This is a genomic window from Paenibacillus sp. UASWS1643, assembly GCF_008693195.1.
Lineage (GTDB): Bacteria > Bacillota > Bacilli > Paenibacillales > Paenibacillaceae > Paenibacillus > Paenibacillus amylolyticus_B.
The window spans coordinates 57,251-72,724 of the sequence record NZ_VXKZ01000104.1; the positions used below are offsets into that span (position 1 = coordinate 57,251).

Consider the following 15,474-nt stretch of genomic DNA (forward strand, 5'->3'; position numbering starts at 1 on the left):
CACTCCTTATATACGGTTCAATCATTAAGAATAGCATGGACAACTCTGACATACAAGTTAATGTGGGGGGGATGAGGACATGGATACACTATGGCTGTTAACTGAAATTTTGATGATCAATCTGGTATTGAGTGGAGATAATGCGGTTGTTATTGCGCTTGCCAGCAAGGATCTGCCACCAATACAACGCAAAAAAGCGGTATGGTGGGGAGCTTTTGGTGCGGTGCTGCTGCGTTGTGTATTAACCTTTGTAGCGGTATTATTGCTGGGAATTCCCTTTATCCAAGCAGCAGGTGGGCTGTTGCTACTCTGGATTGCAATAAAGCTGCTGCTTCAAAATGATGATGAAGTACATATTCGAGAAGTTTCTACGACCTGGAAAGCCATTCAAACCATTCTGATTGCCGATTTTGTAATGAGCTTGGATAATGTTCTGGCCATAGCCGCTTTGGCAGATGGAGATTTGGCTTTGATTGTCATAGGTATTGCAATCAGTATCCCCATCGTCGTATGGGGGAGCGGGTTAATTGTTGGTTTGTTGAAGCGATTTCCGATTCTTGTATTCGCCGGAGCAGGCATCTTAGCCTTCACAGCAGGTGAGATGGTGATGAAAGACCCCAAGTTAGGAGAATGGCTGGGAGGTATGGCATCAGAGGTGCATACGCTGCTACCCGTAGCAATGGCTTGTCTTGTGGTTGCGATTGGAGGCGCACATAAATTTGTGCGTAAGAACGCATAGTTTAATTTTGGATAAAAGCTTGAACATATGACCGTCTGAACCGTCGGGTTTAGGCGGTTTTGTGTTGAGAGAATACGCTTGTAAATACAACAACCGTGGGGCTAGTCATAAGTTGCACATTTTAGGGTAATACAGGTAAAGGACACACGCAAAGTGCGACATAAAGTATAGTTTTTTGCCGAAACATCGGATACACTAGAAGCAGGATTACAGGTTAAAAATCAACAGTCAGTATGGAATGCGTATCGTTTATTAAGAAATAAAGTACATAGCCATGATATAAGAGGTGATTGCAGATGAGGATGAGAAATGAAAAAGCGATTGGACTATTTATTGCAGCTGCGGGAATTATTATTCTGCTTGGCAAGTTTGGCGTGTTTGGATTTATTGGTCGCAATTTCTGGCCTTTGCTGATCCTGCTGCCAGGCATCGCCCTTCATGCGTTATATTATGCGCGTATTTCACCATCGTGGTCACTCGTTCCTGCCGGCATACTAACGGTGTATGGTGTGTTATTCAGTATAACCAATACATGGGGTGCTGGACTTATGAGCAGGCTCTGGCCAGCAATTTTGCTTGGGATCGCCATAGGGCTGCTCGAATATGGAATGGCTGAGCGTCGAAGACCGGAATATGTATTACCTGCAGCTTTGATCCTTGGTGCGGTATCCATCATATTATTCGGTTTTACCTTGCTGCAAACAGGAATAATCTATGTCCTTGCTGTTCTTTTGATCCTGGGCGGAGTCTGGTTATTGCTTGGACGAGGACGGCAAGGGAGAGGCTGGTAACATTCCCAATGGTCTTTTCGTGCGAAATATCTTGATTTTTACCTATAATAAACTATAATATAAGGGATATAGACATGCGTCGGGATATCACCGACGCTTATTTTGTGAGTAACCTGCGAAATTGCGGGAAGTTTAGTAGATAAGAATTGAAATTGGAAAGGATATGGATACAAACCATGCATTCAAGAGAACACATTCGCAATATTGCGATTATTGCCCACGTCGACCACGGGAAAACTACGCTCGTCGACAAGTTGCTCCAGCAATCCGGTACTTTCCGTGATCACGAAACGGTACAGGAGCGCGCAATGGACTCCAACGATTTGGAGCGTGAACGCGGTATTACGATTTTGGCCAAAAACACGGCTATAACTTATAAAGATTATCTGATCAACATTGTGGATACACCAGGACACGCCGATTTCGGTGGGGAAGTGGAACGTATCATGAAAATGGTTGACGGCGTATTGCTCGTTGTTGATGCTTATGAGGGCTGTATGCCACAAACGAAGTTTGTACTTCGTAAAGCACTGGAGCACAACCTGACACCTATCGTTGTTGTAAACAAAATTGACCGTCCAGCGGCTCGTCCGGCTGAGGTAATTGATGAAGTATTGGACCTGTTCATTGAACTGGGTGCCAACGATCAACAACTTGAATTTCCTGTTGTATATGCTTCCGCATTGAACGGAACATCCAGCATGGAAAGTGATCCTGCTAAACAGGATGACAACATGATGGCGATCTACAATACGATCGTTAGTCATATCCCACACCCTACCGAAAATGTTGAAGAACCACTCCAATTCCTCGTTACTTTGATGGACTACAATGAATACCTTGGCCGTATTGCCATTGGTCGTGTTAACCGCGGTGTGATCCGTCAAGGACAATCGGTAACGGTTATTATGCGTGATGGCAAGAGCAAAACTGCACGTATCGAGAAACTGTTCGGTTTCCAGGGTCTCAAACGTATTGAGACGGAAGAAGCAGGAGCAGGCGACATCGTTGCCATTGCAGGGATCAAGGACATCAACATTGGTGAAACCATTGCCGATCCGAACAATCCAGAAGCACTTCCAGTTTTGAAAATCGATGAGCCTACACTACAAATGACGTTCCTCGTGAACAATAGTCCATTCGCAGGTCGTGAAGGTAAATGGGTAACTTCCCGTAAACTTCGTGAGCGTTTGTTGAAAGAACTGGAAACTGACGTTTCCCTTCGTGTTGATGAAACGGAAAGCCCGGATGCATTTGTCGTTTCCGGACGCGGTGAGCTTCACTTGGGTATCCTGATTGAGAACATGCGTCGTGAAGGATATGAGCTTCAAGTATCCAAACCAGAAGTTATCGTTAAAGAAGTTGACGGTAAGAAAATGGAACCTGTTGAGCGCTTGTTGATTGATATCCCTGAAGAGAGCATGGGTTCCGTAATGGAGAGCCTGGGTGCACGTAAAGCAGAGATGGTTAACATGGTTAACACAGGTAGTGGTCAAGTTCGTCTGGAGTTCCTGATTCCAGCACGTGGTTTGATCGGATATAGCACAAACTTCCTGACATTGACTCGTGGTTACGGTGTTATGAACCATGCATTTGACAGCTACGCTCCAGTAGTATCTGGTCAAGTGGGTGGACGTCACCAAGGTGTACTGATCTCAACTGAAACGGGTACATCTACGTTCTATGGCATGATGGGCGTTGAGGATCGCGGAACGCTCTTCTTGGAGCCGGGTACTGAGATCTACGAAGGTATGATTGTTGGTGAACATACACGTGACAATGATATCGTTGTTAACATCTGCAAAGAAAAACAACTGACTAACGTTCGTTCATCTGGTAAAGATGATACAGTTAAAATTAAAACTCCGATTATCTTCTCATTGGAACAGGCGCTTGAATATCTGAATGAAGATGAATATTGTGAGATCACACCGAAATCCATTCGTCTTCGTAAGAAGATCCTGAATAAATCCGAGCGTGAGCGTGCAGAAAAACAACGCAAAATGGCTTCCAAAGCCTAATAACAACAAAATAATTTATATAAGTTAGCATTTGATGGAACACAGAAGTTAACGATGTTATGCACAGTGGAAGTAGTGAAGGGATCGGAATCGATTCTGCAGAAGCGAAGCGTTCGCCTTTATCCCCGGATTTTACCATTGAAAAATGATCAAAAAAATCTGGGGATAACAGCGATCAAAAGAACGATCCGATACCGGAACGGTCACCTCCGATGTGTGTTTTATTCAGAGTTATCGAAAGGGTTTCACAATAGTTAATTTATATCCTAGCATGAACACGAAAGGAGCTGGCTGTGCATGCAAGCATGGTTCGCATCACACCCGATCGTAGCCTACATCGTCATCTTTGTATTGATTACTTACGTATATAACAAGGTGTTTCGGGTACGTCAGAAATTGCCGCTTGGTAAGGAAATCGTTCTCTATATTTTGATGGCGATGGGCACATTCATGCTTCTTATTTTTCAGATCGACAAGCTGCCCATCATTCAATGTTTGTTGGTCGCGGTTGGTTTGATGTTGTTAGTGAGAGTGCGTTATTTTATTGAAGGTCGTCAAAAGAAAAAAGCGGAAGCTGCCGCTCGAAACTCATAAATCCTGTCTTGTACAGACCATCCGTTTTCCTTAGGGAAAGCGGTTGTCTTTTATTTAGACAAAAACAGATGTGATAAAGGTGTTGAAGATATGAACTCAAATTCGAACGGACTGCCTCCACGGAGACAGGCACCAACACAATCCGGTGCTTCTGGATCGAAGAATGGCAAGGGCAAGCAGCCTAAGAAGAAAAAGAGAATGAATGCTTTTGGCAGAATCTTTTTAAGTCTATTGGTTATTGCCATTCTGGTAGGCGGTGGATATGCGTACTGGGTATACAATCAAGTCGTGGACACAGGCATCGATAAACCAGTACCTCCCGGCATGTCAGCCACAACCAAACCGATCACGATGCTGTTATTAGGCACAGATAACCGTCCTGAAACGGGCACATATCTCTCGGATGTTGTTATGGTGGCTTCGTTGAATCCCGAGACCAAGACGGCAACCATTGTATCTTTGCCTCGAGACACGCGTATTCAATTGGATGGGTACAAATCCAACAAGCTGAATTCCTATTATCCGAGGTTTAAAGCACAGGAAAAAACCACTGGCAAAAATGCAGAGGATCAGATGAAAGAAATGATGAGTAAGTATTTGGATGTAGATATTAATTATACAACCGTACTGAATTTCCAGGCTTTCCGTGATGCTGTTAATGCCGTGGGTGGCGTGGATGTGACCGTGGATAAAAATATGTGTTATAGAGATACAGCCGATGGTACAGATATCAATCTGGTCGCAGGCGCACAACATCTCGATGGTAAAGCAGCACTGGATTTTGTTCGTTACCGCAAATCCAATTGTAATCCAAAGACTGATGAATCCAATGACTTTGATCGTAACAAACGTCAAAACCAAGTGCTGAACTCCATGCTGGATCAGATGAAATCTCTTGGGGGCATTACAAAGATCAGCAAAGTGATTGGTGCAGTTGACAAGAATATGACGACAGATGTGGAATCGGAACAAATGAAAAACTTTATCTCGACGTATTGGAACATTTCCACCGCGGATGTGCATTATACTCCGGTTACCGGAGAGTGGAGAAGTCCATATGTGTATATTAATGAGACGGAACTTGCCAATGCAAGGCAGGCTTTACAAGATACACTTTCAGGTAAAGTAACGGCTTCACCTTCAGGCGAATAACCTACATTCTTTTGGGATTGGAAGCACGTTAATCGGTATGCTATAATAACATAAACCAAGTACAAGAATTGCATAAAGAAGGTTAGGGGGGCTGGTTGAATGTCCGAAGCCGTCACACAATTAACTGAATCTCTTTTACAGCAATTCAAGAATGAGACCTTTGTGCTTCTGAGCACAGTGGATGTAGAATCCGGAGGTCCGACTTCAACAGCCATCTCCTGGATTTATGCGGAGAATGCTTCTACTTTTCGTTTAGCGATCGATCATCGTTCACGTTTAGTGAATAACATGATTACTAATCCGCTCATTACGGTAACTGTCTTTGGAGAAGAGACGGTGTACGCAGTGAATGGACGTGCTGAGGTACGTCAAGATCCGCTGCAGGACGTTCCATTTAATATGTGCTGTTTCGACATTACAATTGAAGCGGTGAGGAATGCTCTGTTTTACGGCGCTCAATTGTCCTCTATGCCTCAATATGTCAAAATATATGATCAGCGTGCTGCTGAGAAATTAGATGAGCAGGTTTTTGCTGCCATGAAAAAAGCCTAGTGAGAGATCACTGGGCTTTTTGTTGTCTTTTGTCAGATGAATGCAGCTGCTGCATTTGTTGTTTTTGATTCATGTGTTCATCCGGATTTTGACGGACTTTGACGTCTTTCGGGAGTTGAGGGATAATTCGTCCCACCATGTCAGCAAGTTCTGAAGCAAAACCGGAGATTGGGTGCCCTTGACGAATATGTTCACCAATTTCTTTAATTCGTTCAGTGACATCTGCATCAGCAGTAACAATGGAATCCAAGCCTTCTGGGTCTTTGCGAAGTGCTTCGGCAACAGCGTATTTGATGGTACCTACCCGAGCACGTTCCAGTTCACCATCAACATCAATACCAACTACGGCTGTATTACCGAGTATGACGCAGTTCGCATCTTCAACACCTTCCACTTGCTTGGCAAGTGCTTTAAGGTGATTGATTCGTTTTTCATTAGGCATCCGGCCACTCTTTGCATCATCCGCAAAGTTGGTATCGTGGACTTCACCTGTATTTTCATTAAGACGATCCAAACGTGAAGGATTCATCCGATCTTCCTGTGCATCGAGCATGTGAGATCCTTTCCTTTGATCTTGCTGAGTTGTAATATTTCCTCCGTAGCTTCTTGGATGTGACGTATGCGGTTCCTGAGAAGCGTTACGTGTGGTACTGTTGCAACCTGTAAGTATAAAGATCAGAAGCAGCGTGCAAACCCATATTTTCATAAATGTTCATCCTTTCTTGGAGTTTTTCAGAATGGTTGACAATTATTTTGCCCTAGTCGAATACATTTATGTATGGGATCATGATTGTCCATGCCGCTGCTGAAAGATCACACTATCCATGCCTTTAACGACGCCGCTTTGGAGGGGATTGAATGAAAAAGATTTTTGTATTGGATACCAACGTGCTTCTGCATGACCCCAATGCCATATTTGCCTTTGAGGAACATGAGGTAATCATTCCCGCGGTTGTATTGGAGGAGATCGACTCCAAAAAAAGAAATGCCGATGAAATTGGGCGTAATGCCCGTAATGTATCCAGATTGTTGGATGGATTACGTGAGCTGGGTCACCTGCACAGTGGGGTGCCTTTGGCTAATGGAGGTAATCTGAAAGTAGAGCTGAATCATCGGAGTTTCGTGAAAGTTCAGGAAATGTTTGGTGAAGTATCCAACGATAATCGCATTCTGGCTGTCGCACTGAATTATCAGATCGAGGAAAATGAAAAGGAAGTAGTTGAGCGTCAGGTCGTGCTTGTCAGTAAAGATGTACTTGTGCGTATCAAAGCGGATGTACTTGGTCTGTTCACACAGGATTACTTATCAGATCGGACGGCAGGACTTAGTGAGTTATATCCAGGTTATACGGCCCTAAAAGTTCATCCGTCAGTGATTGATGAGTTTTACACATATCGTTTTTTACCAATCAAACCGTTACAGTTGTCTTATTCGTTGTATCCGAATGAATTTGTCATTCTCAAGGATGAGATGGGAACCAATAAATCGGCTTTGCTTAAAGTAAATACAGAGGGAACAAAGCTGGAGCCGCTTTTCCTCAGTAATGACAATGTCTGGGGCATTAGCGCACGTAACGCACAACAACGCATGGCACTGGAACTGCTTTTAAATGATGACATCCCGCTTGTTACCATCACGGGTAAAGCTGGAACGGGGAAAACCTTGCTGGCACTTGCAGCAGGTCTGCTTAAGGTAGAGGATGATCATAAATACAAAAAACTGTTGATTGCTCGTCCTGTCGTTCCGATGGGGAAAGATATCGGTTACTTGCCTGGTGAGAAGGAAGAAAAACTACGTCCATGGATGCAGCCGATTTATGATAATCTGGAGTTTTTGTTTGACACCAAAAAAGCCGGAGATATCGATAAAATTCTAATGGGGCTTGGCAGTATTCAGGTGGAGGCCTTAACGTATATTCGTGGGAGATCGATACCTGGACAGTTTATCATTATTGATGAAGCCCAAAATCTGTCCCGCCACGAAGTGAAGACCATTGTATCAAGGGTCGGTGAAGGCAGTAAAATTATTTTGATGGGAGACCCCGAACAGATAGACCACCCGTATCTTGATTCTGCCAGTAACGGCCTGACGTATATCGTGGAACGGTTCAAACAAGAGGGAATCAGCGGACACATCATGCTTGAAAAAGGAGAACGGTCCAAGCTGGCACAGCTTGCAGCTGATTTATTGTAAAATTTAAGGGGTTTATTTCCCGGAAAATGTTGTTATTAAAGCCGGCTCCAGGAGCCGGCTTTTTGCTGAAAAAATAAGTAAGCGTTATTACACAGAACTCGATATGCTCGTATTATGCAAAAATCCGAAAAAGTGTTTTTCGGCAGGGTAGGACAAGAGTACTACTTATTTGTTACAATAATTGCTGCAGGAAAAAACTAGGTGAACAGGGAGGGAAGTTAATGAAGCGTAGACATCAGGTTGTTTTATTCGCGGTATTGCTGCTTTCGTTAACGATCTTGTCACCGAGTTTTGATTTTAGAGGTTCGCAGCTCAATCAGGAACACGACCAGGAAAAGGATGCTTTTCCTGGGTCTTCGTCCCGTAATGAAGATGCTCAAGCTCCACTGGAGATTGTAGTGGCCATGTCGGATGAAGAGTTTCAAGTCTTTCAAAAGATAGCCAAAGAAGTTGCTGCTTCCCAGCTGGTAGAAATTAATCTTCGGAATGAGAAGCCGGATACATATAAGCATGTTTTGGATCTTGAATTTTCACTAGGGGAGAACGGTGATGTTGTTCTGCTTGATAGTGAGGAAGTGCAATACTATGCCCAAAAAGGGTACCTGTATCCGTTAAACGGAACAACATTATCGAAGTCACTAGGAGATACGGTAGTTGGGTTACGGGGAATGACAGAGTGGAATGGTTATCAGTGGGGAATGCCTTTTGATTTTGATCCGTATATTCTGGCTGCACAATCTTCATTTCTGAAAAGAGCTGGTCTGGAGTCATTACCTCGAAATAAAGATCAGTGGGTCAAACTTACTCAACAAGCTATTGCGGAAGGCACCCCTTTAATTACAATGAACATCAATGATATGTACGGGACGAATGCGTGGCTGAATCATTTGGAACCGAGAATGGCACCAGATCAAGTTAAACGAACACAAATAGATTCGCAAACGGGGGATCTTCAGCAGGGGATTCAGTTGATGAATCAGATTCAGCCCCTTATTAGGCTTGAGTCTACCAATCCAGAGTTCTCTCCAACTGCTGACCAAAACGACACACCAATGGTTGTATCATTATTATCTCAATTATTGAATGCGGATCAAGCGAGTACAGTTGATAAAGATTCTTTGAAGCGGATTTCTTTCGAAACCTTGGAAACTGTAAACTCCAGAAGTCTTGTCATTACTGCGGGTTCGTTTGAGGCTGAGGAGGCAAGTAGATGGATTGAAGGAATGACGTCCGCTACGACACAGCTGAAATGGTACCAACAGGTTAACCGGTTGCCCGCAAAGCAACAGGAGCTAGATTTGGAGTCTGAGAAACTCGTTGGACCTTATGACATGACAAAGGGACAATCCTGGTTCTCAACCACCCCAGATGTCCCCGCTGCAACGACCAAAAATCATGCTCTAATAACTCGTTTTCATAAAAAAGTTAAACAATTCTTAAAAGGAGAAATTACAGCGAATCAATACGTAGATAGTATTGGAACGACGAATTAACTTTAAGTTCGTGTTCAAAAAGTCTGATTTTCAACTTCTTGCTGGTGATGCCACAAGGCATCCTTCGTAATCAAAAGCGGACTTTTTGAACAACCTCTTTAAAATGATATAGCTAGTTTTACTTCAAGGATGCCTTCACTTGTTGAAACATCGGTTGCTTTAACAAACGACAGGATTTTCTGTGGATAGAACCCAAGGTCAAATTCTCTTTCCAGCATTCGGCGAGTCGTATCTGGTAGTTCAAGCTGGTTGAATACAAGTTTGTCCACATGAAAACGAATGGAGTTTTGAGGTTCATTTTCTACCGTATAATGTCCTTCAATGCTTAATTGCAACTGATCCCGCTGACCGGAAGCTATAATCTGATCCTGGTTAAACTGAAAGGCAAAGTCTTCAAAGATTGGATTTTGGGAACGCAGAAATGCATTAAGCTCATCCTGCTGAATTAGAATCGTATACGTTGTTCCAGTCGTGGATATGCCTCCGTTTTGTTTTTGGATAAAGTCAGGCAGGTTCTGCATGGCAGATGCCAATGCTTTGAAATATCGTTTCACCTCATAGATGCCGATATTCTCCCAATAAAGGGTTAGTTCATCCATCAGTTTCTGAATCGCTGCCGCATCTCCGCTGGTGGCTATTTGGGCATCCATTTCTTTTTGCAAGGTGACTACACGTTCCCGCTGGTTTTGAAGATTAGTCTTCATTTCGGTTAATTCTGTTGTAGTCTGACGAATCTGAGTGGAAGTCTGTTGCAGGTTGCGATAACGGTCCTGATACTTGTCCAGCACAGCCTGATCCCGTCCGATAATAATCTGGTAATAATCATACAGTACAAACAGGTCTTTGAATGACCTGGCTCCCAGGACCGTCATGAGGAGGCTGTCGCGTTCTCCTGTGTAGTAGGATCTCACTACAGCTCCGGCCCGATCTTGCTGAATATGTATCTGCCCTTCCTGTTCCTGAAGCTGGACGGATAATGTCTCGTATTGTTGAGCCAGCTGTTTCTGCCTTTCGGCGATGCGTTCGATTTCGTGATCGATTTCAACGATGGATAGACTTTTTTGCAATATCTCACGTGTATCCTCAGGTGAAGACTCCCCATAGGCATGGGCTAAAGGTAGCTGGAGTAATAAAATGATGCATAATATAAAGGCTGAAATGCCGTATTGACGTTTCACCGATCCATTCTCCTTTCCACTTCTTAAATGACAATCGTACAGGCTTGTTGTCTTCCAGACAATATATGAAACAAATACGTGAAATATCCTTAGTGGTTACATAACACCATGAACACTCATTTAATCTGAACACAACAAAAAAGCAACCCGACAGATATCGGATCACTTTGATGCTGCAGGTGGATTAGAGCGGCAACCCCATTTCGAATACGGTCCAGTAGCTGAACCCCGTGAATGTTACGATCATATAACCCCAGAAGAGCAATATGTACGTTCGCTCGGTAAATTTCAAGTATCCCAAAATGACAAAAAACGCAGTCTGCAGGAAAAAAAGCAAAGCCATTTCGACCAGATCTCCCGCAAAAGCCATCAGGCCAATTGCAAGCGTGAAGAACCCGAGTACCCGAAACATGCGTGCCACGGTAAATCCTCCTCTCCTAAGTACGTTCATAGATTGTCTACACAACATTATACCGGGAAAGGAAAAACGTGTAAACAAATTTGGATATGAAAGCGAATTCTTTTTTTACTCAAAGTAAGTATAGAGGGATATGTTTTACGTATGTCACGTATGAGCAAGCCTGAATGTGGAAATACATTTTAGTATGAAATCAATTCTATGAACTCTATGAGAGGCATAAGAATGAATGAAGCAGCTTTTATACCTAATTCACATACCGGGCTTCCGGTAATGCGGACGGTTATTTTAGGATGTTGTTAGGAGGGTATTATAGCATGACTGCAGTGAGACAGGATGCTTGGAGTACAGAGGACGATTTGATATTGGCTGAGGTTACTTTGCGTCATATTCGGGAAGGCAGTACACAATTGGCCGCTTTTGAAGAGGTGGGCGAAAAAATAGGCAGAACATCTGCCGCATGCGGTTTTCGCTGGAACAGTTGTGTACGTAAAAAGTATGATTCTGCCATCAGTAACGCCAAGGCACAACGACAAAAACGAAGTTATCTCAGAAAGCAACCAGCTATGCTCGGACCGCAGGTTGCAGCACTGTCTACACTGGACACTGAAGAACATCTGTACAAATCAGATGGGATCACAGACGATTCATTATCGATGGATGCAGTAATCCGCTTCCTGCGACAATGGAAGGGAACAGTGCAGGAGAGTAATCGTCAACTCAAGATGCTGGAGAAGGAGCTTCGCGAGAAAGAAGATGAATTGCTTGAACTACGTCTTGAGAATGACCGTCTTTCCAAGGAAGTGAATGAAGTGCAGACGGATTACCGTGTTGTGAATGACGACTACAAAGCTTTGATTCAGATTATGGATCGGGCTCGCAGACTCGCATTTTTGTCCGAAGAAGAAGAGGAACTTAAGACACGTTTCAAGATGGATGCCAACGGGAATCTGGAACGAATTGAATAACAAGTTCAGACGTTTGATTTGTGAATGTCAGGTATGAACCCGCCACACCTCCGTTATACAACGGCAGGTATGACGGGTTTTTAGTTTGGTGTTTTTGTTCTATTATAGATATTAGAAGAGCAACTACTGAAGCGGAGAGGAGTGCATCATATGATCATTGACATCGTAGGAGCGGGGGCACTGGGTCTTTTGTATGGCGGGAAACTGCTGGTGTCAGGTAACCAGGTCAGATTTTGGACCAGAACAATTGCTCAGGCAAACCTCCTCAGCCGTGATGGAGTAACCATTGTGGAACAAGACGAGGAGATACATATTCTACCGGATCATATACAGGCGAAACCAATAAGTGAGCTGACTGACACATGGAAGAACACACCAGGAGAATGGTTACTGCTCATGGTTAAGCAGACAAGCATTGAAGATTTCATTCATGAGATTAGTCCATTACAAGATCATGTGCTGAATATCGCTTGTTTTCAGAATGGGATGGGCCATCTGGCCAAACTTCAAGCAGCTTTGCCAAAGTCGCTTCTGTGTAGTGCGGTTACAACAGAAGGTGCGAAGCGTACACAGAGTCAGGTGACTCGTGCAGGTACAGGTGAAACCAGGCTGGGAAGGTACAACATACCTATAGTAGCCTCTACCTCTATAGAGGAGAAGAGAACATTTACTCTGTCGGGATCGTTGCAGCAGGCAGGATTTGACTGTACAGTGTCGAATGAAATCGATAAGCTGATATACAGGAAACTATTGATTAATGCAGTCATTAACCCGCTTACAGCATTATGGCGAGTCCCTAATGGAGAATTGATCATCAAGGAAGAACGAAAGAGGCTAATGCGCCAGTTATATGATGAGGTATTGTTGATCTACTCTGCAAGTGGAATATGTTTGGATCAGGATATGTGGGATCAACTAATATCGGTTTGTCGTTCTACTGCCACGAATACTTCCTCCATGCTTGCAGATGTTCTCGCTGGACGTGGTACAGAAGTGAGGTCAATTAACGGTCATATTGTAAGAATGGCACAGAAATTGGACCTTGTTGCACCTACACATGAAATACTGCTTCATCTGATTGAAGGAATGCAAACGGAAGGAGTGAATTAATGGGACTTTTTATTGTGTTGAGCATATTGCCCTTTTTTCCGTTCTTTCTTGTTTATTGGGGAATGTACGTATGGAAAAAAGACAAACGGAACGCCATGCGGATGGCAATGGATGTAACCACTTTTTTTCTTGTTTTTTCAGTATCGGCGTTATTCAACTTAACATTTGATTCGAATTTTGGTTTTTATCTGACACTATTACTCATACTACTAGCACTTGGATTTATCGGAGGTGCGCAAAATCGACTAAAGGGGAAGGTCGATGGGGGTAGAATGTTCCGGGCCGTATGGCGCATGGCCTTCATCATTATGAGTTTCGGGTATGTTTTGTTTACTTTATTTGGATTATTTAGATACTTCATGAAACAGATGTGAGGTTACATAACGCAAAAGAGGCAAAAAATGTGTCGATTTTGTCGAAAACTGAAAAAAACATTACTTTCTGAAAAAGTAATGTAGATTTTTTTGACCGGTGGTTGTATAATCTATAAACATATAAACCATATCAATTTAGGGGGAACGTGTTAGATGAAAAGGAAAAGTCTATTAGTCCTTTTGACGCTGATTTTGGCGTTCGGTACCGTACTTGCAGCGTGCGGATCGAAAAACGAAGGCACAGGTAACACCGATACTGGTTCTGCAAACGAAGGAAATGGTCTTGCTAAAGATCAAATTCTGAAAATCAACCTGTCAGCTGAACCTCCTACGTTGGACCCGGCTCAAGCAAAAGACAGCCAAACCAACACAGTTTTGAAATTCTTGTACGAAGGTCTTGTACGCATCGATGCTGATGGTAAAGAACAAGCAGGCGTAGCTAAAGACTGGACAATCTCCGAAGATGGTTTGAAATATGTTTTCAACCTGAATCCGGAAGCTAAATGGAGCAACGGTGATGCAATCACTGCCGAAGACTTTGTTCGTTCTTGGGAACGTGCTTTGAAACCGGAAACAGCTTCTCCATATGCTTACCAATTGTACTACATCAAAGGCGCTGAAGGTTACAACCTCAGCAAAGATGAAACATACAAAGGTACTAAAGTCACAGATTTCTCACAAGTAGGCGTTAAAGCTACTGATGAGCACACATTGGAAGTAACGTTGGAAAACCCAACACCTTACTTCTTGGGTCTGACAGCATTCTACACGTACTACCCAGTACATGCATCTGCTGACACAAATGACAAATTCTTCACAGACTACAAAAACATGATCGTTAACGGACCATTTGTAATGGATCAATATTCTAAAGGTCAAAAAATTGTTGTGAAGAAAAACGATGGTTACCATGCAGCTGCCGATATTAAATTGGCTCAAATCGATATGTCTCTGACGAACAGCAGTGCTTCCGAACTGCAAGCTTACAAATCAGGACAATTGGATTACACTGGTGCACCTAACGGTGAAATTCCATCCGACCAAATTCCTTCTGTAAAAGCGGAATTGCCGGACGAGTTCAAAGCTACTGGTATTGCAAGTACGTACTACTATCAGTTCAACGTAAACGAAGCACCATTTAACAACGTTAAAATCCGTAAAGCATTTGCAATGGCAATTCAACGTCAGCTGATTGTTGACAAAGTTACACAAGGTGGACAAATTCCAGCATTCGGCTTTGTACCTCCAGGTATCCGTGGTGAAAACGGCGAATTCCGTGATGAGCACAAAGACGATTACTTCACAGAAAATGTTGAAGAAGCTAAAGCATTGCTTGCTGAAGGTATGAAAGAAGAAGGTTACACAACATTGCCAGCTGTTACGTTGATCTACAACACTAGTGATGGCCATGCAAAAATCGCTTTGGCGGTTGCTGACATGTGGAAACAAAATCTTGGTGTTGATGTGAAAACAGAAAACCAAGAGTGGGGCGTATTCCTTGAGAACCGTCAAAACCAAAACTTCCAAGTAGCTCGTGCAGGTTGGTCTGCTGACTACAACGATCCATACAACTTCTTGGAAATGTGGACTACTGGAAACACAAACAATGATTCCAAATTCAGCAACGAACAGTATGACAAAGATGTTAAAGAAACTGTAAAATCTGCTGATCCAGCTGCACGTATGGCTGCATTTGCTGACGCTGAGAAAATCCTGATTCAAGATGAAATGGGCGTTATGCCAATCTATTATTACACTAACGTATCTTTGACTAAGCCTTACCTGAAAGGTGTACAACTTGATTTCAGTGGAGCTATTGACTACACTCGTGCATATCTGGAAGAGAAATAAGTTGTTCTGAAGTCTAATATGAATACTTCGGGATATATAT

15 protein-coding genes are annotated in these 15,474 nt (G+C 43.2%); 12 read left to right on the forward strand and 3 right to left on the reverse strand.

Going from position 1 to position 15,474, the window contains the following annotated elements:
- Positions 1 to 79 precede the first annotated feature (79 nt).
- The 6 genes from FE296_RS10970 (at position 80) to FE296_RS10995 (ending at position 5,849) form a co-directional block, all read left to right on the forward strand.
- Complete coding sequence (locus FE296_RS10970) at positions 80 to 739, forward strand: TerC family protein (RefSeq protein WP_124116000.1); 660 nt, start codon at positions 80 to 82, stop codon at positions 737 to 739.
- Between the two features lie 296 nt (positions 740 to 1,035).
- Positions 1,036 to 1,530 (forward strand): hypothetical protein, encoded by a 495-nt coding sequence (locus FE296_RS10975; RefSeq protein ID WP_124116001.1) that lies wholly within the window; start codon positions 1,036 to 1,038, stop codon positions 1,528 to 1,530.
- Between the two features lie 176 nt (positions 1,531 to 1,706).
- Positions 1,707 to 3,551, forward strand: coding sequence for a translational GTPase TypA (typA, locus tag FE296_RS10980; RefSeq protein WP_124116002.1), 1,845 nt, complete (start codon positions 1,707 to 1,709; stop codon positions 3,549 to 3,551).
- Positions 3,552 to 3,848: 297 nt separating this feature from the next.
- Complete coding sequence (locus FE296_RS10985; protein ID WP_036614990.1) at positions 3,849 to 4,145, forward strand: YlaH-like family protein; 297 nt, start codon at positions 3,849 to 3,851, stop codon at positions 4,143 to 4,145.
- 90 nt (positions 4,146 to 4,235) lie between these two features.
- The gene (locus FE296_RS10990; RefSeq protein WP_150364959.1) at positions 4,236 to 5,297 is read left to right on the forward strand and encodes an LCP family protein; all 1,062 of its coding nucleotides are present in this window, start codon (positions 4,236 to 4,238) and stop codon (positions 5,295 to 5,297) included.
- 99 nt (positions 5,298 to 5,396) lie between these two features.
- Positions 5,397 to 5,849, forward strand: a complete 453-nt coding sequence (locus FE296_RS10995) for a pyridoxamine 5'-phosphate oxidase family protein (protein WP_150364960.1) — start codon at positions 5,397 to 5,399, stop codon at positions 5,847 to 5,849.
- A 7-nt stretch (positions 5,850 to 5,856) separates the two neighbouring features.
- Here FE296_RS10995 and FE296_RS11000 read toward each other — a convergent pair whose 3' ends face one another.
- Complete coding sequence (locus FE296_RS11000; RefSeq protein ID WP_150364961.1) at positions 5,857 to 6,555, reverse strand: YhcN/YlaJ family sporulation lipoprotein; 699 nt, start codon at positions 6,553 to 6,555, stop codon at positions 5,857 to 5,859.
- 152 nt (positions 6,556 to 6,707) lie between these two features.
- On the opposite strand from FE296_RS11000, the gene FE296_RS11005 reads away from it, so the two are divergent.
- Both FE296_RS11005 and FE296_RS11010 read left to right on the forward strand, forming a co-directional pair.
- Entirely contained in the window at positions 6,708 to 8,042 is a 1,335-nt protein-coding gene (locus FE296_RS11005) for a PhoH family protein (protein WP_024628438.1), read from the forward strand.
- Between the two features lie 221 nt (positions 8,043 to 8,263).
- Entirely contained in the window at positions 8,264 to 9,535 is a 1,272-nt protein-coding gene (locus FE296_RS11010) for an ABC transporter substrate-binding protein (protein ID WP_150364962.1), read from the forward strand.
- Positions 9,536 to 9,633: 98 nt separating this feature from the next.
- Here the strand turns inward: FE296_RS11010 and FE296_RS11015 are convergent, their stop codons facing one another.
- Both FE296_RS11015 and FE296_RS11020 read right to left on the reverse strand, forming a co-directional pair.
- Positions 9,634 to 10,713, reverse strand: coding sequence for a hypothetical protein (locus tag FE296_RS11015; RefSeq protein ID WP_150364963.1), 1,080 nt, complete (start codon positions 10,711 to 10,713; stop codon positions 9,634 to 9,636).
- A gap of 184 nt (positions 10,714 to 10,897) precedes the next feature.
- Complete coding sequence (locus tag FE296_RS11020; RefSeq protein ID WP_017687281.1) at positions 10,898 to 11,134, reverse strand: DUF2626 domain-containing protein; 237 nt, start codon at positions 11,132 to 11,134, stop codon at positions 10,898 to 10,900.
- Between the two features lie 314 nt (positions 11,135 to 11,448).
- On the opposite strand from FE296_RS11020, the gene FE296_RS11025 reads away from it, so the two are divergent.
- From FE296_RS11025 to FE296_RS11040, 4 genes are all read left to right on the forward strand, one after another.
- The gene (locus FE296_RS11025) at positions 11,449 to 12,099 is read left to right on the forward strand and encodes an RsfA family transcriptional regulator (protein WP_150364964.1); all 651 of its coding nucleotides are present in this window, start codon (positions 11,449 to 11,451) and stop codon (positions 12,097 to 12,099) included.
- 150 nt (positions 12,100 to 12,249) lie between these two features.
- Positions 12,250 to 13,209 carry a ketopantoate reductase family protein gene (locus FE296_RS11030; RefSeq protein WP_150364965.1) on the forward strand — a complete coding sequence of 320 codons (960 nt, stop codon included), beginning with the start codon at positions 12,250 to 12,252 and terminating at the stop codon, positions 13,207 to 13,209.
- Positions 13,209 to 13,583 (forward strand): DUF3397 domain-containing protein, encoded by a 375-nt coding sequence (locus FE296_RS11035; RefSeq protein WP_047843759.1) that lies wholly within the window; start codon positions 13,209 to 13,211, stop codon positions 13,581 to 13,583. Before FE296_RS11030 ends, FE296_RS11035 begins: the two co-directional genes overlap by 1 nt.
- Before the next feature lie 153 nt (positions 13,584 to 13,736).
- The gene (locus FE296_RS11040; RefSeq protein WP_150364966.1) at positions 13,737 to 15,434 is read left to right on the forward strand and encodes a peptide ABC transporter substrate-binding protein; all 1,698 of its coding nucleotides are present in this window, start codon (positions 13,737 to 13,739) and stop codon (positions 15,432 to 15,434) included.
- Positions 15,435 to 15,474: the final 40 nt, after the last annotated feature.